General features: G+C 41.1%; 16 protein-coding genes and 1 pseudogene. 4 read left to right on the forward strand and 13 right to left on the reverse strand.

The window, feature by feature from the left end:
• The 4 genes and pseudogenes from FTU22_RS00005 to cysD all read right to left on the reverse strand — a co-directional run.
• Nucleotides 1-154, reverse strand: a pseudogene (locus tag FTU22_RS00005) (IS5/IS1182 family transposase); the annotation flags it as partial.
• Nucleotides 155-181: 27 nt separating this feature from the next.
• Nucleotides 182-637 carry an AAA family ATPase gene (locus FTU22_RS00010; RefSeq protein WP_180092141.1) on the reverse strand — a complete coding sequence of 152 codons (456 nt, stop codon included), beginning with the start codon at nt 635-637 and terminating at the stop codon, nt 182-184.
• A gap of 108 nt (nt 638-745) precedes the next feature.
• Nucleotides 746-2,359, reverse strand: a complete 1,614-nt coding sequence (gene cysN / locus FTU22_RS00015) for a sulfate adenylyltransferase subunit CysN (RefSeq protein WP_180092144.1) — start codon at nt 2,357-2,359, stop codon at nt 746-748.
• A 165-nt stretch (nt 2,360-2,524) separates the two neighbouring features.
• Nucleotides 2,525-3,439 carry a sulfate adenylyltransferase subunit CysD gene (gene cysD / locus FTU22_RS00020; RefSeq protein WP_078189893.1) on the reverse strand — a complete coding sequence of 305 codons (915 nt, stop codon included), beginning with the start codon at nt 3,437-3,439 and terminating at the stop codon, nt 2,525-2,527.
• A gap of 321 nt (nt 3,440-3,760) precedes the next feature.
• On the opposite strand from cysD, the gene FTU22_RS00025 reads away from it, so the two are divergent.
• The 4 genes from FTU22_RS00025 (at nt 3,761) to pgaB (FTU22_RS00040) (ending at nt 8,859) form a co-directional block, all read left to right on the forward strand.
• Entirely contained in the window at nt 3,761-4,303 is a 543-nt protein-coding gene (locus FTU22_RS00025; protein WP_180092147.1) for a hypothetical protein, read from the forward strand.
• Between the two features lie 465 nt (nt 4,304-4,768).
• Nucleotides 4,769-5,407 (forward strand): YqiJ family protein, encoded by a 639-nt coding sequence (locus FTU22_RS00030; RefSeq protein WP_180007473.1) that lies wholly within the window; start codon nt 4,769-4,771, stop codon nt 5,405-5,407.
• 176 nt (nt 5,408-5,583) lie between these two features.
• A complete protein-coding gene (locus tag FTU22_RS00035; protein ID WP_180024120.1) occupies nt 5,584-7,296 on the forward strand; it encodes a flotillin family protein in 1,713 nt (570 codons plus the stop codon).
• Between the two features lie 306 nt (nt 7,297-7,602).
• Complete coding sequence (gene pgaB, locus FTU22_RS00040; protein WP_180092150.1) at nt 7,603-8,859, forward strand: poly-beta-1,6-N-acetyl-D-glucosamine N-deacetylase PgaB; 1,257 nt, start codon at nt 7,603-7,605, stop codon at nt 8,857-8,859.
• A gap of 54 nt (nt 8,860-8,913) precedes the next feature.
• Here pgaB (FTU22_RS00040) and pgaD read toward each other — a convergent pair whose 3' ends face one another.
• The 9 genes from pgaD to FTU22_RS00085 form a co-directional block, all read right to left on the reverse strand.
• Nucleotides 8,914-9,426, reverse strand: a complete 513-nt coding sequence (gene pgaD / locus FTU22_RS00045) for a poly-beta-1,6-N-acetyl-D-glucosamine biosynthesis protein PgaD (protein ID WP_180092153.1) — start codon at nt 9,424-9,426, stop codon at nt 8,914-8,916.
• Nucleotides 9,413-10,684, reverse strand: a complete 1,272-nt coding sequence (gene pgaC, locus FTU22_RS00050) for a poly-beta-1,6-N-acetyl-D-glucosamine synthase (protein ID WP_180092156.1) — start codon at nt 10,682-10,684, stop codon at nt 9,413-9,415. The genes pgaD and pgaC overlap by 14 nt, the downstream gene beginning before the upstream one ends.
• Nucleotides 10,684-12,549, reverse strand: a complete 1,866-nt coding sequence (gene pgaB / locus FTU22_RS00055) for a poly-beta-1,6-N-acetyl-D-glucosamine N-deacetylase PgaB (protein ID WP_257221498.1) — start codon at nt 12,547-12,549, stop codon at nt 10,684-10,686. The genes pgaC and pgaB (FTU22_RS00055) overlap by 1 nt, the downstream gene beginning before the upstream one ends.
• Nucleotides 12,549-15,005, reverse strand: a complete 2,457-nt coding sequence (gene pgaA / locus FTU22_RS00060) for a poly-beta-1,6 N-acetyl-D-glucosamine export porin PgaA (protein ID WP_180092159.1) — start codon at nt 15,003-15,005, stop codon at nt 12,549-12,551. The genes pgaB (FTU22_RS00055) and pgaA overlap by 1 nt, the downstream gene beginning before the upstream one ends.
• 233 nt (nt 15,006-15,238) lie before the next feature.
• Nucleotides 15,239-16,129, reverse strand: coding sequence for a succinate--CoA ligase subunit alpha (sucD, locus tag FTU22_RS00065; protein WP_078192987.1), 891 nt, complete (start codon nt 16,127-16,129; stop codon nt 15,239-15,241).
• A 13-nt stretch (nt 16,130-16,142) separates the two neighbouring features.
• Nucleotides 16,143-17,309 carry an ADP-forming succinate--CoA ligase subunit beta gene (gene sucC, locus FTU22_RS00070; RefSeq protein WP_078192988.1) on the reverse strand — a complete coding sequence of 389 codons (1,167 nt, stop codon included), beginning with the start codon at nt 17,307-17,309 and terminating at the stop codon, nt 16,143-16,145.
• 180 nt (nt 17,310-17,489) lie between these two features.
• A complete protein-coding gene (gene lpdA, locus FTU22_RS00075) occupies nt 17,490-18,920 on the reverse strand; it encodes a dihydrolipoyl dehydrogenase (protein WP_180092162.1) in 1,431 nt (476 codons plus the stop codon).
• Nucleotides 18,921-18,980: 60 nt separating this feature from the next.
• Complete coding sequence (odhB, locus tag FTU22_RS00080; RefSeq protein ID WP_180092165.1) at nt 18,981-20,198, reverse strand: 2-oxoglutarate dehydrogenase complex dihydrolipoyllysine-residue succinyltransferase; 1,218 nt, start codon at nt 20,196-20,198, stop codon at nt 18,981-18,983.
• Nucleotides 20,199-20,214: 16 nt separating this feature from the next.
• The gene (locus FTU22_RS00085; protein ID WP_180092566.1) at nt 20,215-23,037 is read right to left on the reverse strand and encodes a 2-oxoglutarate dehydrogenase E1 component; all 2,823 of its coding nucleotides are present in this window, start codon (nt 23,035-23,037) and stop codon (nt 20,215-20,217) included.
• Nucleotides 23,038-23,590 lie beyond the last annotated feature (553 nt).

Below are 23,590 nucleotides of genomic sequence, written 5' to 3' on the forward strand. Positions count from 1 at the left end.
AGTAGGTTTGATTTCGCCCTTGTTTGCCTTTTGATGGAGCATACCATTGCGTAGCAGGATCAAACCAAATGGCAATATTTCCGCGACTCATGAGTGCTCGGTTATATGCGGGCCAATTGGTTGTGCGGTAGATTTTGTGTGTAGGCTTCTTCATTTGAAAATTATATCGCTGAAAAAGCCTTTACAGATAGGTTTGTGCAACAAAGCCTGCCCTAACTACTAATTTTTCCCTTTCAATCCTTTGTTGATTTACTAAAGATTGATCGTTTTGCTCATCAAATATTTTTTTCTTTTCATCCGTATCTTTTGTGATAACTTCTATATCATTTTTTATTTTAGCAATTTGTATCTCCGCTTCTTTTGCATCATCACCAAGAGTAAACACCCCATTTAAATGATCATTCAAATGGAAGTTTTGCTCTATAAAATCTTGATTATAAACATAAGTCTTATACCCACTTACATTACTAACAGCAGATTTAGAAAATTTAAGTTCATTGGGATTTGCAAGCAATCTACTAATTGTTGTTTTACCACAACCATTTGTCCCATAAAAAAAATTTAACTTTTTAAGCCCATTAACATCAACCTGATTTTTATATGTTGCGACTTCATATAATCGAAATCCAGTAATCATGTATTCCCCCAAATACACTTTAAGAATAATTAAATTTAACACAACATCACTAGTTTGAACAAAAAAAACCCGCTTCTCAGCGGGTCTTTTTTAAATCAATTCAATCTATTACAGACGAACCAACTCAACAATTTTCTCAGCAACTTCTTCAGCAGATTCATCTGCGTAGCTTACGTCTGTGCCTTCTGCAAGGTCAGTCACGACAACCACACCAGTTTCACGAACTAGCGCAACTTGCTCTGCAGTTAAGCCCGCTTTTGCAATCGCAACCACACCTTGCTGAATCAACAAGCTTTCAATCGCTTGTGCATTTTCAAGTGCTTTCGCAGTTACTGTTACCGCAGCAGGTTTTTGACCCAAACGTGCAGCACGCGCTTCAGCAGTTACAGGCTCGTTGTGTGCAGTCCATTCAACCGCAGCTTCAACCATACCCGCACCAACGGTTACGTTGCTTAAACGGTCAATAAAGATGAATGAACCTGTGTAACGGCTGTCTTTATAACGGTCAAATACCACTGGCGCATCAAACTCAATCGTTACATCTGCAATCGCATTCAATTCAAGCTGTTCAACTTCCGTTTTTTCCAATGTGTTTACATTGGTACGGTAGTTAATTTTCGCAACTTTCGCAGGAATAGTTTGCGTACCAAACTTCACGTTATACAGCTTGCCAACTACTAAAGGCGCATCTGTCATCCATACCACAGAGGCACGTGCAGAACGTGAAATTAACGGCTGTTCGCCCGCTTTTACCAACACGTTACCACGTGAAATATCAATTTCATCGTTCAGTGTTAAAGTTACCGCTTGACCTGCAACAGCATGGTCTAAGTTACCGTCAAAAGTCACGATTTCTTTAACGGTCGAAGACTTACCAGATGGTAATGCAGTAATGGTATCGCCAACTTTTACTTCACCAAGTGCAATCGTACCGCAGAAGCCACGGAAATCGAGGTTCGGACGGTTGACATATTGAACAGGGAAACGGAATTCGTGCTTGCTCGTATCATGCGAAATTTCAACAGTTTCCAAAGTCTCCATTAAAGTCTGACCTTGGTACCACGGCGTATTTGGCGATTTGTTTACAACGTTATCACCATTCAACGCAGAAATAGGCGTGAAGATAATGTTCGCAGGTTTACGGTCGCCCAATTGGTTTACGAACTCATTGTACTCTGCTTGAATTTCATTGAAGCGCGCTTCAGAGAATTCAACCAAGTCCATTTTGTTCACTGCAACCACGATATTACGAATACCCAAAAGACTCGCAATAAATGAGTGACGACGAGTTTGCGTTTGAACGCCATAACGCGCATCAATCAAGATGATCGCTAAATCGGCAGTCGACGCACCAGTTGCCATGTTACGTGTGTACTGCTCATGCCCCGGGGTGTCAGCAATAATGAACTTACGTTTTTCAGTAGAGAAATAACGGTAAGCCACGTCAATGGTAATACCTTGTTCACGCTCTGCTTGTAGACCATCGACAAGTAAAGCCAAGTCAGGCGCATCACCCGTTGTACCTACTTTTTTAGAGTCACGAGTCACAGCTTGCAATTGATCTTCATAAATCAATTTTGAATCGTAAAGCAAACGGCCGATTAAAGTCGATTTACCGTCATCTACGTTACCGCAAGTGAGGAAACGAAGAAGGTCTTTATTTTCGTGTTGTTTTAAATACGCCAAGATGTCTTGGCTAATTAAATCTGATTGATGAGACATTGCTCAAAGCTCCACATATTCTTTTGAAATCGGTTTCTGAATCTTTTTAATCCCTCTAAATCTCCCTTTAAGAAAGGGAGACTTCGCTCCGTTCCTTCTCGGGAGTTTCCCCTCTTTCGTAAAGAGGGTGAGCAGCACTGCTGCGTAAGGGAGATTATGAGATTCTTAGAAGTAACCTTCCTGCTTTTTCTTTTCCATCGAACCTGCTTCGTCATGGTCGATCATACGGCCTTGACGTTCAGATGTTGTGGCTAAAAGCATCTCTTGGATAATTTCCGGTAAAGTTGTTGCAGTTGATTCAACTGCACCTGTAAGCGGGTAACAACCTAAAGTACGGAAACGCACCGATTTCATTTGTGGCACTTCACCTTCGTTCAAACGCATACGCTCATCATCAACCATGATCAGAGTACCGTTACGCTCAACCACTGGACGTTCAGCAGCCAAATACAAAGGAACCAATTTAATATTTTCGAGGTAGATGTATTGCCAAATATCCAACTCAGTCCAGTTAGACAATGGGAACACACGAATACTTTCGCCTTTGTTCACTTTACCGTTGTAAAGATTCCAAAGTTCAGGACGTTGGTTTTTAGGGTCCCAACGGTGTTTGGTATCACGGAACGAGTAAACACGCTCTTTAGCACGAGATTTCTCTTCGTCACGGCGCGCACCACCGAAAGCAGCATCAAACTGATATTTATCAAGCGCTTGTTTTAAGCCTTGAGTTTTCATAATGTCAGTATATTTTGAGCTACCATAATCGAACGGATTCACGCCTGCGTCTTTACCTTCTTTGTTTTGATGCACGATCAAATCAAAGCCATGCTCTTTTGCCATGTTGTCACGGAAAGTAATCATGTCTTTAAATTTCCAACCCGTGTCTACATGTAGTAGTGGGAATGGAAGTTTGGCAGGATAGAATGCTTTTAAAGCAAGATGCAGCATGACCGCTGAATCTTTACCGATTGAATACAGCATGACTGGGTTTTCGAACTCAGCAGCAACTTCACGGATGATATGAATACTCTCAGCTTCAAGCTGTTTAAGATGAGTAAGTCTTTCCTCATTTAATGACATGGACAACACCAGCTTAGAATATGTGTACTTATTACACTTTTAAAGATATATATACATTATAGTGATTAAGCTTTCATAACGATTGCTTGTTTTGTGATATTGATATTCTTATTCGTCATATACAAATTGTCTGATACTGCTTATCAATTTTAATTAATTTAATACGATAGACTTATCAATTTCAGTATTATTCTAGTCCGAGATCCGTAATTTTACGCAATTTTTTATCAATTAACTAATCGCTAAATCCTCTAAACAATCGGTATTCAAACTCTCTCAAATTACCTAAAGTAGCTATATCACTCTCCAATAGTTATTGATATGCCATATAGTCAATATACGCTTGAAACCTTAAAGTCGCTGATTGAAGCCGCAGGTCTTGCTGGCTATATTTATCAGCATTCTTCACACATGCTCGTGCTCCAAGAACCCTTGAATGATGACGGCAGCCCACTGAATAACTTTATCCAACATGAGCTGAGTGCAGACCAAATTGGCCTTCAGTTCGGCCTACGACTTTTGGACAATAAACTCGAGTTTTTGATTGGGGTGACTCACAGTAACCAAGATCGCGGCTACGAAATTGGCGCTGGCAATTTAAAGGCCGATCAACGCGCATTTAATCTGCTCTATGCTTTTTATAATTATCCCAAAGCATTTCACTTAATCCATTTCCCGCTCGCAGCCAATAGCAGCCAGTTAGAGGAAGAGATCGAAAAGCAATTGTTTCAACTTGAAAGCATGGGCTTTTTAGACACTGCGATTAAAACCAATCCGATGGGCGAACAAGTGAAGTGGATGAAAACCTTTATTGTTCAAGCCGCATTAGATATGAAAGTACGTATTCAAACTTCATTGTTATAAAAACGGTTAAAGCCACCTAAAAATAGCTCTATTGAACACCAGTTCAAATCTCCATATGACATCGAAAGTCACGGTAAAGCTCTCAGCACTGCCGTGACGGTTATAAATTTACATTTCCTAACATTGTTTTCTGTGCCTTTTAACAAGCCATTTCTCTCCCTTGAGCACGACCACTTATATATCTGCAATTAGACTGAAAATTTGATTGATCACAATGACTTAAATCTTAAATGGGTAAAGCAGAAATACTTTTAACTTTAGATTTAGATAATCCTGACTTAATTGATCACCTATTTTTAAAGAAAAACTTAGTAATAGCTCACATAAAAGCCGACTTTTTGTTAATCTGATCTGTAATTTTTTTACACAATTTCGACAGATAATGTTATTTTATTTACTGAAAAAAATTCGGCCAGAATTATTTTTTTTTGATTTTTTATAAGCATAAATATAGAGATAAATATAATGTGGGAATTGTTTACTCACCCGTCTAATATCGTGTTTAGCATCAGTCTCTGCTTAATGTTCTTGTTTGGACTTTTTGAGATTGTGTTAACAATTTTAGGGGGTGGTTCTCAAGGCTTCTTAGATCAATTCCTACCTGAGGATGTTGGTCATAATGCAGAGCTAGGTGTAGATGCCGATGCAGGTATCGTGACACGTGTGCTCGATTGGTTGTATTTGGGTCGTATTCCACTGTTTGTATGGCTCATCATTTTCTTATGTGTCTATAGTTTATTGGGCTTTGCTATTCAAGCCATCGTTAACCAAATGACCAGTATGATGTTCAGTGCATGGATTATTGCACCAGCCTGTATTTTTCTGTGCATGCCCTTCGTACGTTTTAGCGCAATGCTCATTGCCCGTATTTTACCCCAAGATGAAACCACTGCCATTTATAGTGATGAATTGATCGGTAGAACGGCCACGATCATTTTGGGTGATGCACGACCACAGTCTCCTGCTCAAGCCAAAGTCAAAGATCAACACGGATTGACCCATTATATTTTGGTTGAACCTGAACAAGATGAAATTTTCAGCCAAGGTCAATCAGTGGTTTTAACCCAAAAAACAAATGTAGGCTTTCAAGCCACCATGCTCTAAATTTTGAATGAATTGATGCTCGATCAGTTCTTCTAACACCATATAAATACATTTAACGCGTCATACGTTCAGCAAATCTCGAAGTCATGATGAGTCAACAAAATACTGATTTTTAAACCAAACTTGTTAGCACTTTAGAGGGTTAACTTGAACTACAACAAAAGAGATAAACGTCCATGTTAGACATTATTCCAAGCGGTATCCTTGTTTCAGTCGGGATAATTTTTGCCGCACTTATTTTTATTGGTTTTATTATTGCTCGACTTTATCGTCGCTCAAGTAAAGAAATTTCATTTGTGCGTACAGGCTTCGGCGGTGAAAAAGTGATTTTAGGTGGCGGTGCTATTGTGCTTCCGGTGCTGCATGAAATTATCCCAGTCAATATGAACACCCTCCGTCTTGAAGTACGTCGTGCAGATGACCAAGCGCTGATTACACGTGACCGTATGCGTGTCGACGTGATGGCGGAGTTCTATGTCCGTGTGAAACCAACCGCAGATTCGATTGCTACAGCAGCACAGACTTTAGGTCAAAAGACCATGTCACCGAATGAACTTAAGAATTTGGTTGAAGGTAAATTTGTTGACTCATTACGTGCAGTTGCCGCAGAAATGGCGATGGAAGAGTTGCATGAAAAACGCGTCGACTTCGTACAAAAAGTTCAGCAAGTGGTGTCTGAAGATTTACATAAAAACGGTTTGGAACTTGAAACTGTTTCATTAACTGGCTTAGACCAAACAGGCTTTAAATACTTTAACCCACAAAATGCGTTCGATGCTGAAGGTTTAACTAAACTGACAGAAACCATTGAAGACCGTCGTCGTAAACGTAATGCGATTGAACAAGATGCAGATCTTGCAATTAAGACCAAGAACTTAGAAGCAGAACAAGCACGTCTACAAATTTTGCGTGAAGAAGAATATGCAAAACTGCAACAAGAACGTGAAATTTCAATCCGTCGTGCAGAACAGCTTGCAGAAATTGCATCACAAGAAGCTGCTAAAAAACGTGAAGCCGAAGAAGCGCGTATTGCTGCTGAACGTGAAGTTGACTTAAAGCGTATTACTGCTGCACGTGACGTTGAAAATCAAAATATTCAAAAGTCACAAATTATTCAGCAAGCCCAAGTGGAACAAAAGAAAACAATTGAACTCGCTGAGCAAGACCGTGCCATTGCCATTGCTGAAAAATCTCGTGCTGAATCTGAAGCTAAGGCACATGCCGATCAAGCCCGTGCTCAAGCGGTAAAAGCCGAAGAAGAAGTGATTACCGTTCGTCAAATCCAACAAGCTGAACGTCAAAAAGCTGTTGAATTGGTCTCTGCGAAAGAAAAAGCGGAGAAAGATGCGATTGCCATTACTGTCGCGGCTGAAGCGGGTAAACAAGCAGCCGCAGATGATGCAGAAGCGATTCGTATTGCAGCTGAAGCCGAAGCTGAAAAAGTTCGCTTAAAAGCCAAAGGTGAAGCTGACGCAAAAGTTCTGTTGGCTCAAGCGATGGAAAAACAATACCAAGTTGATGCTGAAGGTACACGTGCAGTGAACGAAGCAAACAACGTATTGTCATCTGAACAGGTTGAAATGCAAATTCGTTTAGCGATGCTGAAATACTTACCTGAAATCATTCGCGAAAGTGTTAAACCAATGGAAAACATTGATGACATTAAGATTTTGCAAGTGAATGGCCTAAATGGTGGACATGCAGGTTCTTGCCAAGGTGATGCTCACCACGAAGGTAGCGGTAATGTTGCCTTGTCAGACCAAGTGGTAAATAGTGCCCTACGCTACCGCAGCCAGGCCCCACTGATTGATAGCTTGATGAGTGAGCTTGGTATCCAAGGTGGCGATATTAATGGTTTAACTCAGAGCTTAAACAAAAAAGCTGGTTAATTCGTTTTACACGCTAAAAAAACCGCAGCTTAATCCTGCGGTTTTTTTTATTGAGATCATCGACAAGGAAGACTTACGAGAGCTTAAAAAATTCGTTCAGTACCAAATCATGACTTTAAAATGACGAAATACTGGATCACAACAAAGTGCAAACCAAATCACACTTTTAAGAATAACCCTTCCCCTGCAATCTTGCTACAATCCTCAGATTCATCATATTCTGCTTAGCTATACTTGCGATAACGTGCAGCAAAATATGCGATGAAAACATTTACGAATGATAATACGCTCAGTGCAAATATAAATATGACTTCTTCCTTAAATGCCGTTACTTCCCTACGCCCCTTTAAAAAATTAATAGGTCTAATGACCTGCCTCGGTTTCGTCTTTTCAGGCTGTAGCAGTGCTGAAACTGTACGTATTACCCACCACCCAATACAAGATTTGGTCAAGCAATATGCATCAGCCAATTCCGTACATCAAACTTTGACCAACAATGCACAAAAGCCAAGTACTACTGAACGTATGCGCATCATGCATATCGACTTAGATTATGTATATGATGCCAACCAGGCTCAGCAAGAACAAAATATCCGCGCTTTGATCGAACGTATCCGCAGCATTGAAGCCAATACGATTTTTCTACAGGCTTTTGCAGACCCTGATGCCAATGGTTCGGCTGATGCGGTGTATTTTAAAAATCGCTATATCCCAATGCGCTCAGATTTATTTCAACGTGTTTTGCACGAAATACGACAGCAGACTCAAGTAAAAACTGTATATGCATGGCTGCCTTTAATTGCGTGGGAGTTTCCGAAACAATACCCTCTGCAATATGTAAAAAGCCAAAGTGAAAAAAAAGGTTATATTCGGATATCACCCTTTGACCCGAGAAACCAACAATACACAGCAGAAATTTTTCTAGACTTTATTCAGCAAAATAAAGTGGATGGCATTCTTTATCATGACGATATCACTCTCAATGATTTTGAGGATAATAGTACCGCAGCGCTTCAGACCTACAAAACATGGGGCTTCGATCAACAATTGATTGGACAACCAAAGCATGCGCAGCAGCTTGAATTTTCACGCTACAAAACCGCTTATCTAGACCAATTTGCTGAAGGCATCAGTCAGATTTTAAAACAGCAGCAACCTGACTTACATTTTGCTCGAAATATGTATGCTGAAGCTGTGCTGAACCCGAACAGTGAAAAATGGTTTAGCCAGTCTAATGCCAGTACATATCAACATTATGATTACAACGCCATCATGGCCATGCCCTATATGGAAAAAGCAGATGACCATCGTCAGTTTTATTTAAACTTGATCGAACGTGCCAAAAAATATGACTCCAATTTGAACCGTACCATTTTTGAACTTCAAGTGACCGATTGGAATCATCAAAAACCCATCTCCAATCAGGAGCTCACTGACAATATCCGTTTACTAGAACAGCATGGTGTGCAACATATTGGGTATTATCCAGATGATTTCGTGCAAAATCATCCAGATGTACAGCAAATAAAAAAGGCATTTGCACCTGCCCTAGCTACGGACTAATACCAATGCCTACAGCATCAGATCTAGAACCTTAGATCTAATGAAGAACGCTGATTAGCTGTTGATTTTATAGTGTTCTAATTGTCCTTCGTCCGTATAGTGCAAGGTGATATTTTTTGATTCTCGCATCGTGGCTATATCACTGGCTTTTACATGAAAGCTTTTCGCCAAATCTTCATCTTGAGCATTCTCAGGCGCCTTTCGTCGGTCTTCACCGTGAAAACGCAGCCAGTTATAACTTGCCCAAACAAATAGACAGCAAATAAAGATTCCGATTGAGAAAATCAATTTCATGATCGTTAGACTGGTCATCGGTTGGGACTGATCCATAACCTGTGAATACACCACCGTGCCTTCAAACCACCAAAACACAAGGGTTAATAGCGGTAAAAACAACCACATCCAAAGCATCCACCCGACTGCCATCAGACCATAGCCTGCTGACTTGCGTTTGACGTATTCAGGTTTATCAATATATTCAGGTAATTCAAGCAATGATTCATCTTGAATAATTTTAAAATCTGAATTTGCAACTGGCTTCTGATTTTGTAAATTAACTTGGTTCATTGTTTTCCTCCCCTCTAAATCCACGGTCTGGACTGACCCAACGCGCACGCTTTTGGGTTTTGAAAATAGTCTTTGGCAAAGCAACGACCGTGGTCAGCATGGCTAAGATCCAGAAAAATAAGGGATACCAAATCACCCAAAAATAATTTCGCAGTAAGCGTTTTTTGTCGTAAGCGCGATCGATCCATAAACTCACGAGGAACTGGAATAAACAGGTTACACCTAAAATCACCCCATACCATTGAGGTAATAGTGATTGGATCGCCCACTCACCCGGTAATGAGAAAAATAGACCATAAAAATACAAGACAAAAATACTGAACATGACATAGGCCCAGATCACGCTAATGATAGATTCGAATGCAATCGGCCACATCCGACGTAAACGCCATTTAAATATTTTAGGTAAATAGGCAAATAGTACTTCGATGCCGCCTTGAGCCCAACGTAAACGTTGTTTCCAAAGTCCATTAAAGGTTTCTGGCATATAGATATAGCAAAGGGCTTGCGGTACATAGTGCAAATCCCAATGATCAAACTGCAAACGCCATGACACATCAATATCTTCTGTGATCATGTCATCACGCCAATAACCGATGCGGTCTAGTGCAGTTTTTCTGAAACCTGCAATTGCACCTGATACTGTAAAAATACGACCATAGGTTCTTTGCGATCGCTTGATTAAACCAATAATCGAAGAAAACTCTCCAACCTGAATTTTACCCAAGATGCTTGAACGGTTCACAATACGTGGATTACCGGTTACAGCGCCCACGCGTGGAAAACTGGTCAGATGATGCATCATCCAAAGTGCCGAATGCGGATGCAGCAATGCGTCACCATCTATACAGATCAAGTATTCAAATTGGCTGACCATCGTGCCTGCACGTAATGCATACGCTTTACCCTGATTCTCAGCCAAATGCACCACACGCAATTTAGGATATTCGAGTACCAATTGGTCTAGAATTTCAGCGGTTCGATCTTTACTTCCATCATTCACCGCTATCACTTCAAAATTTGGATATTGGCTCTGCATCGCATATCGAATCGTGTCACGTACCTGTGCTTCTTCATTAAAGCAAGGCACAATAATGCTACAACCGTGTACGGTTGGCACGGGAAGTTCAGGTTGTTTCCATTCACGCTTTAAGTAGAACCACACGCCTCCAGCAATCCAAATCCACGCCATAAACAAGGGATATAGGAAAGCAAAGGCAAAAAACAGATCGTTAAAACTCAGTTCCCATTCTTGCATTACTGACCTCCTTGTATATACGGATCACGGTAAGTCAGTGGACTGCCATTCAAGCTGATGCTTTGATATAGGTGATGTTGAACGCGTTCGCCATCCTGAAGCTGATAATTATTCAGTCCGATTTTTTGAACCGATGCTGCGCGTAAAGCCTGATAGTTTTGCTGATACTGTGTCCAATCTTTCTCGCTCATTTTTGGATTGATATCTAAACTGACAATCAAGCGTTGCTTTTGCTCTGTATTCAAAGTCTTCAATGCGGACATAAAGGCTTTAAAACTTTGCGGATGTTGACCTGGGTTAATACTTAAATACAGAAAGTCCGACGCTGTTAAGGCACGAGTCACCAACGGTTTTAATCCAGAAAACTGATGTCCAGTTAAATTCACCTTGAGCGCGGTTTGGTTGTCATTACTAATATTGGAATAAAAATGCGCTTGCGCCTTACTACGCTCTTTAATTGCAATAATTTTTTGCACTTGCTCAGTACATGCGGTTGACCACTGAGCTGAATGAATTGCACAGTCCAAACTGTTACCGGTGTTAATAATTAAACCTTCTAGCGAACTGTTATTTTTCAATAGATCTGCCGTTAGGTCTGCTAGATTAATCCCCTGCTGTAGCTCTAAACTGATTGGAAGCTGTGCATAGACTCGATTACCAATTCGTGTACGAGCTTGCCATACGGTACGATTCAGTAAATCTTGCTGCATCGGCAGTTTTGAATTTGGGAAAAATAAGGCATCAATTTTACCGTCACCATCATGATCAACTGCGGCATTTAAAAGCAATGTATTAGTTTTTAACGCATTGACCTGATCTAATAATCTCCCTAATTTCTGATCTGATTGCTCATCCGTTGGCGCTTGTAATTCAGTCAAATTAAAATTCAGGAATGTTTTACGTTGTTTATAAGGCGCACGAGCTTCAACGATAAAGTCTTCCATATTTTGGTGGATAAACTCTGGTGTTGGGTTATCCATAATCAAGGCACGCTGATAGGTATGCACTGAATCTGCCTGACTGACCACATTACCCAAGCTAAACGACATGGGCAGTCCTGCTTTACGTGCATATCCCTCAATTTCTGGTGTAACTGCGCCGTATGGCCAGAAGATCGCCATACTATGAATACCCAGTTGACGATCAAGTTCTTGTTTAGATTTCTTCAAATCTTGCACAATACGCTGCTCGAACTCAGCATCGGTTTCATAGCGGTTTTGAGCTGGAAAATACTGACGTGTAATCGCAGCAGGTTCCATATTTTTTTGTGGGTTTGCCAAAATACCATGATGCAGATCATCCGAATGCGACACAAATTCGGCATATCCCGATTTTTGCATTTCCCGCATTTGATCCCAATTCATCAAATTACCCACACCGTAAGCTTCATAAGCATCTTTGGTATTACCATTAATCCAACTGGTTGGAATAGCAAAAACTGCAGGAAATTGATATTGCTTTAACAATGGAAAAACTTTGCTATAACTACTTAACGCACCATCATCAAAGGTTAATAATAGCGCCTTTTCAGGTAACTTTTTCTTTTGTAAACGCGCCTGCATGACATCTTCTAAACGAATGGGTTGCCAACCTTCTCGTTTAATCCACGCAAAATATTGCCCAAGATTTTGCGTACTAATCGCATAGACATCTCGGTCACCACGTTTAGCAACATCATCTCGAACATCATGAAAGGTCAGCGTTACAAATTGGTTATGTGCTGTACTTTCATCGAGTTCAGGCATCGCCAAATTTGCAGTTTTTGGCACATTATTGTCAGCAAAAAGATATGTCGTACTGATGGGCAAAGTCACAGCTAGAACTAAGCTTTGCTTCAACATGCGGTGTATTAATGTATTTTTCATTAGAAGCGCCCCTCAAAACCAACAACTACATAACTACGATCTTCATCTTTTCCGTCATACGGATGTGAACCCCAACCTATGCCGTAGTTCAGTTTCCACGTGCGTGAGAGTTGCCAATCATGTTGATAATACAAATTATAAATCGGACGACTTGAGTAGCCTTTTTGTCTGAATGTACCGATAGTTGCTGCAAAGTGCTGGTTAAAATGACGTTCATAATCTCGCCATGTCATCCAATCATGTTCCAATGTCACTTCAGCGCTATAGCTATGTTCAGGGTTAAAATAAGGCACATCAATCGGATCATTTTTTCCGTAATAACCACGCAGTGTTGCCGCAGAAATATGATGCGGAGATTGCTGGAATTGTTGTTTAAAATATCCCGATAGTTCTTGGCGTAGATTGCCATCATCAATATCGGTCAATTGATAACTTGCACCTGCTTTGCGTGATTCATTTTGTTGCCAGTTCAATGCAAAACGATAAGCCTGCCCTTTATGATCCTGTGCCAAAGATTGCAATGGAATATCCGCTTGGCTGTCATAACCCAGTGCATAGTTCCAATGATCATTTAACCAATGTGACCAATCCAATTGCACACCAAAACGGTCGCCATCGGTGCTTTGAGAGAATAATGCAGATGCAGCTTTACGATCCGAAGCCCACTCTAAACCCATGCCAATCCTTTGGTCTTTTAATTTGCCAGACTCATACTTCGACCAACGGTTGCTATGGTCTGCAAAGAGTCGGTAATTATCGTAAAACCATGGGCTATTGATACGCGTCCAGTTTTCCTGTTCACGTGAACCTTTCAGGCGATTTTGTACACGAGGATCATCAGACTCACTTTTTGCAAAGGTACTTTGATGTTGAATTGACGCACGATTCCGATCATCTAATTCTTTTTTACTTTGTTTTACGCCCGTATCATCACCGACATGACTGACCATATATTGATTGAGTTCACGCCAAGCTTGAATTTGACTCAAGGCTTGGAAATTCTGCATGCGGTTAATTTGCATTCCTTGTGAAATTGGCTCTAAGCTATTCTGCTGCGCCAAAGTGTGCTGGGATTGCTCTGGTTTTTCACGCCAACGTTGAATTAATGCCAAATTATTTTGATACCCGATATTGCCGGGAGCCTTAGCGGTTAAGTCATTAAAGTAACGTTCCGCTTTTTCATGCTCGTTGCGATAAGCATAGTTCAATCCCTTCAACGCAATAAATTCAGTACGATCATCGTGTGGCGCCTTATCAACACCTTTTGCATTACTATAAACAAAGGTCGGCAACTGTTTGTCCATGGTGTCGATTAACTGATTGGCTTGTTTAAATTTTTCTTGTTCAATCAAGCTATAGTACAAACCAGCATAGACGTTATAGTCCGCATAATTTTTTTCAGCAAATAAACTCTGATATAAAGGCTCAGCTTTTTCAGGTTGACGTAATTTTAAATAACTGTCTGCCAAAGCATGTCGTACATAAGCAGGCATTTCTTTAGCTGTTTGACCGGTTTTTTCTACTTGTGCTAGTGCCTGCTTTGAAGCATTACGTGCATTTAAGGCATAGATATATTCATAATAAAATTTACGTTTACTGGCTTCATCTGCAGGAAGTGAGTCTTCATAAGCACTCATTTCAGCTAGAACACGATCTAGTGGTTCAAATGCCGTTGCCCCACGCTTCATATCAAACGCATTTTTTGAGGATTGAATGCCTTGTTGGATACGCTGTGAGAACTCATTCATCTTGAGCAAATGTTGCAACACTGGCTTAGAACTATTGAGTCCATTGGCCTGAATATAGCTTTGCGCAGTGGCAAAATCGCTATTTTGCAATAGAGCCAATATATACTGTTCTTGGGTATCAGTATTTGGCTGTTTTTCTAGCGCATATTTCGCTGCATTGAGAGATTCAGCAGGCATATCCAATAATCGATAGGCATAGGCCAATTGCGAAAGATAATCTGCACCAAGCGACTGTAAGTTGAGATTTGCCAGTTTTTGTTTTGCTTGTTCTTTTTGACCTGATTCTGCCAGCAACACACCCTGCCAAATCAACCACTGTTCCGATTGATCCTGCTGATAAAATTTTTGTGCCCACTGTAAGGCTTGATCATATTGTTTAAGATCACGTAAAGCTTTGATGACACTGACTTTGCCATAATCTGGAAACGTCGTTGGACTAATCTTCGCCAAGTAGGCCATATCTGTAGAGCTAAAGGTTGCATTTGCATAACGCAGGAGCGTGTAATCTGCAATGAGCTTCTGATTTTCAGGATGTTGCGCTAATAAAACTTGTAATTGGTTAAATCCCTGATCCACTTTACCGACACGGATATCTGCAACACTTTGTTCTCTTTGCTGATCAATATTATCAACTGCAAATACAACCGTAGGAAGGCTCGAAAAAATCGACAAGAAACATAGACGAGATAAATAAGATTTATAAATCATGATTATTCACGTTAGAAGAGTAATTATTCATCAAATTAAATTAATGTGACGTATTTCACATTATATCATATTTTGACCGATTAAATTTGGTTAATTATTCATACTAAAGTGTTAATAATGAATGAGAATATGCTGATTTTATAAATTTTCTTTACTATTCAACCACTATTATTAAATAAAAATAAAAAAACCCCTCATTTGAGGGGTTTTTTATTAACAGAAACTTACCGTACTTAAGCAAGACCTTTTGACTTTAAGACTTCAAACATAGTTGAGCCTAATTCAGCAGGACTACGGGTATAGGCCATTCCGGCTTTTTCAAAAGCAGCAAATTTCTCTTCTGCTGTACCTTTACCGCCCGAAATGATCGCGCCTGCATGTCCCATACGTTTACCTTTTGGTGCAGTCACACCCGCGATATAACCGACAACAGGCTTTGTAACATTCGACTGGATATATTCAGCTGCTTCTTCTTCTGCTGTACCACCAATCTCACCAATCATGATGATCGCTTCAGTTTGCGGGTCGTCTTGGAACAGCTTTAAGCAATCAATTTGGTTCATACCCGGAATTGGATCTCCCCCAATACCGATACACGTCGACTGACCTAGACCCAGCTTGGTGGTTTGCGCTACAGCTTCATAGGTCAGAGTCCCTGATCGCGAGATAATGCCGATTTTACCCGGCTGATGAATATGCCCCGGCATAATACCGATCTTACATTCACCCGGAGTAATAATCCCTGGACAGTTCGGACCAATTAGACGTGCATTATTACCATAGGTTTCTAGGTAACGTTTAGCTTTTAGCATATCGAGTGTAGGCACACCTTCCGTAATCACAACGATCAGCTCAACACCTGAATCAATCGATTCAATAATTGAATCTAGGACAAATGGTGCCGGTACATAAATCGAGGTTGCCGTTGCACCCGTTTCACGTACAGCTTCTTTCATGGTATTGAATACGGGCAGATTCAAATGTTGTGTGCCGCCTTTGCCCGGAGTCACCCCACCGACCACTTTTGTGCCGTAAGCAATTGACTGTTCAGAATGGAATGTGCCGTTTTTACCGGTAAAACCTTGTACCAATACTTTGGTGTCTTTATTAACTAATACGCTCATGATCTCTACTCCCTTAGCCTTTTACCGCAGCAACAATTTTTTCTGCAGCATCAGCCAAGCCATTTGCAGAAATCAATTTCAAACCTGATTCATCAAGTAATTTTGCACCCAACTCTGCATTGTTCCCTTCTAGACGAACAACCACAGGTACAGTCACATTTACTTCTTGAACCGCTGCAATAATTGCTTCAGCAATCATGTCACAACGTACAATTCCGCCAAAAATATTAATTAATACACCCTGCACAGAACTATCCGCCAAAATGATTTTAAAGGCTTCAATTACGCGTTCTTTGGTCGCGCCGCCTCCTACATCTAGGAAGTTTGCAGGTTGACCACCATATAGCTTGATGATGTCCATGGTTGCCATCGCTAGACCAGCACCATTCACCATACAGCCAATATTGCCTTCTAAGGCAACATAGTTCAGATCAAACTCAGAGGCTTTCAGCTCACGCTCATTTTCTTGCGTTTTATCGCGTAGTGCTGCGATTTCTGGTAAGCGATATAAAGCATTTGAGTCGATACCAATTTTTGCATCCACACATAAAATCTCGCCATTTTCACGTACGGATAACGGGTTAATTTCAAATAAAGCAAAATCATTTTCAATGAATGCTTGATAAGCCGCAGACATGATTTTGACAAATTGATTCACTTGACCATCTTTTAGGTTTAAAGCAAACGCCACTTCACGTGCTTGGAATGGTAACAATCCCACTAGAGGATCTACTTCAACTTTAATAATTTTTTCAGGCGTTTCTTCTGCAACTTTCTCAATTTCAACACCGCCTTCAGTCGATGCCATAAAGGTCACACGACGGCTAGAACGGTCAACTACAGCACCTAGGTACAATTCACGCTCTACTGGATAAACATCTTCAGATACCAAAATACCACTGACGGGTTGACCTAATGCATCTGTTTGATAAGTGACTAAGCGTGAGCCGACCATTTGGTTCACATAATCAGTGGCTTCTTGTGCAGATTTTACGACTTTAACACCGCCTGCTTTACCACGACCACCTGCATGCACTTGGGCTTTGAGTACCGCAAACTTACCACCCAGTTGCTCAAAAGCTTTGACTGCTTCTTCTGCGGTAGTTACAAATACGCCTTCTTGGACTGGCATACCATATTTTTTTAATAACGCTTTAGCTTGATATTCGTGTAGATTCATTGAACAACCTTTTACTCTTTCTTCGCTTTGTTATGACCCATTAAAGCCCAGACATCCGTCAAAGCAGCTTTAACCTTTTTAAATCTTAAAATATTTCTTATCTTTATTTTTAGATGATTATTCAAATTAAAACAACCATCTGAAACAAAAAAGAGCGGCCTAAGCCGCTCTTTTTACATCTTATTTACGTTTACGCTGAATCGCGTGAATTGCACGTCCATCGACTGCAAGTGCAGCTTCGTGAACGACTTCAGAGAATGTCGGGTGACCGAAAGTCATTAACTGTAGGTCTTCAACACTTGATACGAACTCAAGTGCGATCATGCCTTGGTGTACGATGTCAGACGCAGCAGGTCCAATCACGTGCATACCGAGTAGACGATCAGTCTTCGCATCAGCAACAAACTTAACAAAGCCTGCGTTTTCACCAGCAGCCATTGCACGACCATTTGCAGCGAAACCAAATTGACCTGTTTTAACTTCGTGGCCTTTTTCTTTCGCTTGCTCTTCTGTTAAACCAACCCACGCCGCTTCTGGGTGTGTGTAAATTACAGAGATAATAGTGTCATAGTTCACTTGAGCTGCATGACCGTGGATACGCTCAACAGCCATTACGCCTTCTTCCATTGCTTTATGTGCAAGCATTGGACCACGTACCAAGTCACCAATTGCGTATACACCTTCAACTGAAGTTGCACACCAATCGTTTACTTCAACTAGACCGCGCTCAGTGAGTTTAATGCCTGAATCTTCAGCCAATAAACCTTCTGCATATGCTTTACGGCCCACACAAACGATCAATTTATCGAAAGTTTGAGTTTTGTCTTCGCCACCTTGGGTATATTTAACAGTCACTTCACGACCGTTAATTTCAGTGCCTGATACTTTCGCACCTACACGGATATCAAGACCTTGTTTAGTCAATACTTTTTGGTAGTCTTTTGCCAAAGCCTTATCAGCCATTGGTAAGAATGCGTCCATTGCTTCAAATACAACAACTTCAGCACCTAGACGACGCCAAACAGAACCAAGTTCTAGACCAATTACACCCGCGCCGATTACGCCAAGACGTTTAGGCACTTCTGGGAACTCAAGCGCGCCAGTAGAGTCAACAATAATGTCTTGATCTACAGGTGCAACTGGAATATTTACCGGCACAGAACCCGATGCAAGGATTACATATTTAGGTTCTAAAATTTGAGTTTCACCTTCGTGAGATACAAACTCAACTTTCTTACCTGCAAGTAATTTACCTGTACCTTTTAACCATTCGATACCATTGCCTTTAAGTAGGCCATCAATACCCATCGTCAATTGGTTAACAATTTTGTCTTTACGATCAAGTAATTTTGCAAGATCAAATTTCACTTCACCAGTCGTAATACCGTGGTCATCTAAGTGATGAACGGTATCTTCATAGCGATGAGATGAATCAAGTAATGCTTTAGATGGGATACAACCCACGTTTAAGCAAGTACCACCTAAAGATGGTTTACCTTTATGAATACGTTTTTCAATACAAGCTACTTTAAAGCCTAATTGAGCAGCGCGGATAGCAGCTTCATAACCACCAGGACCGCCACCAATAACAACTAAATCAAATTGAGACATGTGTATCTCCAAAAATGGGCTTAGAGGATCGCTCTAAGCCCATTGCATTATTCTGAAGTATTAAAGATCAAGGATTAGCTTAGCTGGTTCTTCTAACAATTCTTTGATTGTTACAAGGAAGCCTACTGCTTCTTTACCATCGATTAGACGGTGGTCATAAGAAAGCGCTAAGTACATCATTGGCAAGATTTCTACTTGACCATTCACCGCCATTGGACGCTCTTGGATTTTATGCATACCCAAGATTGCAGTTTGTGGTGTGTTTAAAATCGGAGTAGAAAGAAGTGAACCGAAAGTACCACCGTTAGTAATTGTGAACGTACCGCCAGTCATATCTTCAATTGCAAGTTTACCTTCACGCGCTTTACCAGCGTATGCACGAATGCCGTTTTCAACTTCAGCATAGTTCATACGGTCTGTGTCACGAAGTACAGGTACAACAAGACCACGATCAGAAGACACAGCTACACCGATGTCATAGAAACCGTGATATACGATATCGTCGCCATCAATCGAAGCGTTTACAGCTGGGTAGCGTTTAAGCGCTTCAGTCGCTGCTTTTACGAAGAATGACATGAAGCCTAGACGTGCACCATGGCGCTTTTCAAAAGCATCTTTGTATTGCGCACGCATTTCCATGATTGGTTTCATGTTTACTTCGTTGAACGTAGTCAACATTGCAGTTTCTTGAGTTGCAGCAAGTAAACGTTCAGCAACACGCTTACGAAGACGAGTCATAGGAACACGTTTTTCGATACGTTCACCAACAGCAACGCTTAATGGCGCAGCAGCAGGAGCAGCTGGTTTAGCTTGATGGTTTGCAACATCTTCTTTAGTGATGCGACCGCCACGGCCAGTGCCAGCAACGTCAGCAGCAGCAATGCCAGACTCAGTCAATGCTTTACGCACTGCAGGAGCTTGATCAGCAACAGGTTGAGCACGTTCAACAACAGGAGCAGCGCCCGCTTGAGTTTGCGCAGCAGCTTGTTCTACTTTCTCTTCTGATTGAACAGCTTGAGTTTGAGCAGCGCCAGAAGCAGCACCTTCTTCAAAAGTCGCAATCACTTCGTTCGATAAAACTGTATCGCCTTCGTTTTTAACGATTGCAGAAATCGTACCGTCAGCAGGAGCTACAACTTCTAAAACAACTTTATCTGTTTCAATATCACAAATCACTTCGTCACGTGATACTGCTTCACCTGGTTGTTTGTGCCAAGTTGCAACTGTACCGTCAGCAACTGACTCTGGGAATACCGGTGCTTTAATTTCGGTTGCCATTATTAAGAATCTCCTGTTATTCAGCTACGATAGCTAAAGCATCATTTACGAGCTGAGCTTGTTGTTTTGCGTGCAAATATGGTGAACCACAAGCCGGTGCAGCAGAAGCTTCACGACCTGCATAACTAATACGAACTTGTTTGCCCGCTTTCATCACGTCGTCATAAAGACGCGGAGCGATGAATAACCATGCACCTTGGTTCTTCGGTTCTTCTTGAGCCCAAACCAATTCTTTAATGTTTGGATATTGTGCCAGAACTTCAGCAAGACGTGCTTCTGGATACGGATACAATTGTTCAATACGAACGATTGCTGTGTTGTTCAATTCTTTTTCACGACGTTTTTCAAGTAAGTCGTAGTAAACCTTACCACCACAAAGCACTAGACGAGTTACGTCTGACTTGTTGATATTGTCAATTTCATCGATCACAGTTTGGAATGAACCATTTGCAAGTTCTTCTAAAGTAGACGTTGCAAGTTTGTGACGAAGAAGAGACTTCGGTGAAGTCACGATCATTGGTTTACGGATTGGACGAAGTGCTTGACGACGCATCGCATGGTAAATCTGCGCTGGTGTAGTCGGTGTGATCACTTGCATGTTTTCTTCAGCACATAGCTGTAAGAAACGCTCTAAACGAGCTGATGAATGCTCAGGACCTTGACCTTCAAAGCCGTGTGGAAGAAGCATAGTCAGACCGCATACACGTTCCCACTTAGTTTCGCCAGACGCGATGAACTGATCGATTACAACCTGTGCACAGTTTGCGAAGTCACCAAATTGCGCTTCCCAAATGACAAGGCTCTTCGGAAGAGTCGTTGCATAACCGTATTCGAATGCAAGAACCGCCATTTCTGACAATAATGAGTCATAAATAGCTGTACGTGGTTGGTTTTCTTTCAAGTTACATAATGGAATGTAAGTTGAACCATCTACTTGGTTATGAAGTTTTGCATGACGGTGTGAGAATGTACCACGACCAACGTCTTCACCTGTTAAACGAACAAGGAAACCTTCATCTAGAAGAGACGCGTAAGCTAATGTTTCAGCAGCACCCCAGTTCAATGGCATTTCACCAGTCTGCATTTTCAGACGGTCATCAATCACTTTAGCAACCTGACGTTGCATCACGAAGCCTTCTGGAAGCTCGCGCATTTTCGCACCAAGCTCTTTTAGACGTTCGATTGGGAAAGTGGTATCCCATTTGTCTGTGTATTCGTGGCCTAGGTAAGGTTTCCAGTCCACAAACATTTTTGTATTTGGCTCAAGTACCAACGCATTTGCAACGTGTTTACCTGCTTCAAGGTCAGAACGATACTGTTCAACCATTGCATCAGCAGAAGCGCGATCAATAACACCTTCTTGTACAAGCTTGTCAGCATAAAGCGTACGTGTAGTCGCTTTTTTATTGATGATTTGATACATCATTGGCTGAGTTGCAGCTGGCTCGTCGGCTTCGTTATGACCACGACGACGGTAGCAGAACATATCGATTACAACGTCTTTACGGAATGTATGACGGAAATCGTGTGCCAATTGAGAAACAAATAATACAGATTCAGGATCATCACCGTTCACATGGAAGATCGGTGCTTGGATCATTTTCGCGATGTCAGTACAGTATTCTGTAGAACGCGCATCACGTGGGTCAGACGTTGTGAAACCAACTTGGTTGTTTACAACGATATGAACTGTACCACCCACGGTATAACCGCGAGTTTGTGACATTTGGAAGGTTTCTTGGTTTACACCTTGACCTGCAAATGCAGCATCACCGTGAACGATGATTGGTAATACATCATCACCACCGATATCTTTACGACGTACTTGACGTGCGCGTACAGAACCTTCTACTACAGGTCCAACGATTTCTAAGTGTGATGGGTTAAACGCTAATGCCAAATGAACTTCGCCACCCGGAGTCATTACGTTTGAAGAGAAACCTTGGTGGTATTTAACGTCACCAGAGCCTTTTTTATGCAGAGATTTACCTTCAAACTCACCAAATAGATCAGCTGGGTTTTTACCCATGATGTTTACAAGAAGGTTTAAACGGCCACGGTGAGGCATACCGATAACCACTTCTTTACAGCCTACTGAACCTGCGCGTTGAATAAGTTCATTCACCATAGGAATGAAAGATTCACCACCCTCAACACCGAAACGTTTCGCACCAACGAATTTGTTACCAAGATATTTTTCTAGGCCTTCAGCTGCAGTTAGACGTTCAAGAATGTGTTTTTTCTGGTCTGCAGTGTAGCCAAATTGACCACGAGTACCTTCAAGGCGTTGTTGAATCCAACGTTTTTCTTTTGTATCAACAATGTGCATGTATTCAACACCAATCGAAGCAGTATAAGTTGCTTCCATTGCTTGAACCATTTCACCAAGTGTTGCTTCAGACTTGCCGATTGCAAGGTTACCTGTATTAAATACAGTATCTAAGTCAGACTGAGTTAGACCGTGCGCAGCAAGATCTAGATCAGGCACGATTTCACGTTTTGCAAGACCAAGTGGATCTAATTTTGCGTTTTGATGACCACGGTTACGGTATGCAGCGATCAACTGTAATACACCGATTTGACGGCGTTCATGCTCAGAACTTACTGCACTTTGCACTACTGGCTGAACACGGCTTGAATTACGGCCTAATAATAGGAATTGCTCACGTACATTGCTGTGTGGTTGATCACCTTTCGGGAATTTATCGAAGTATTCACGCCAATCAGCCTCTACTGAGTCTGGAGCCGTTAGATACTGCTCATAAAGTTCTTCAATATACGCTGCACTGTCAGCGCTAAGTTCAGTGTCAAGACGCAGTGCGTCAGCAACTTCTTGCATTTGTGGACCCATTTCCTATTGCAAAACATTTCAGGATGCTTTTTAAGCGAACCCATGATTAGTAATGTCAAATTGGTAATATGACATTAGTCCCCATTAGGCTTAAGCCTTGAGGCGTTATCACTACATTAGGATTACCCAATGTGATTAATGAACAATAACGCCCTCAGCGGCATCATTACTCATTGAGAAATACCCGACATAAATCGAGCAATTTTTGCAAATCATCTTAGAAAAAATAAATTTTTCGCAATTATCTTTTCTAAAGCGACTTTATTAACATTTATATACCGTCTACAGCGCTTAAATTGTAGAAAAAATGTACCCAATTCAAAGTCATTTTTTACATATAGTGATACTTTAAATGCTAACACGTTCGAGCATTTTCAATTGATTTTTTTGACACATACCTCTCATAAATTAGCGAAATACACTGTTCGTATTTTCATCTATGATATGGTGCTACATATAAAATGATCTTTCAATTAAGACAAAAGTCTACGTACGATTTTTACCTCATCTCATATACAAAAACAAAAGAGAGCTGACATTC

The sequence above is a fragment of the Acinetobacter sp. YH12076 genome, assembly GCF_013419525.1.
Classification (GTDB): domain Bacteria; phylum Pseudomonadota; class Gammaproteobacteria; order Pseudomonadales; family Moraxellaceae; genus Acinetobacter; species Acinetobacter amyesii.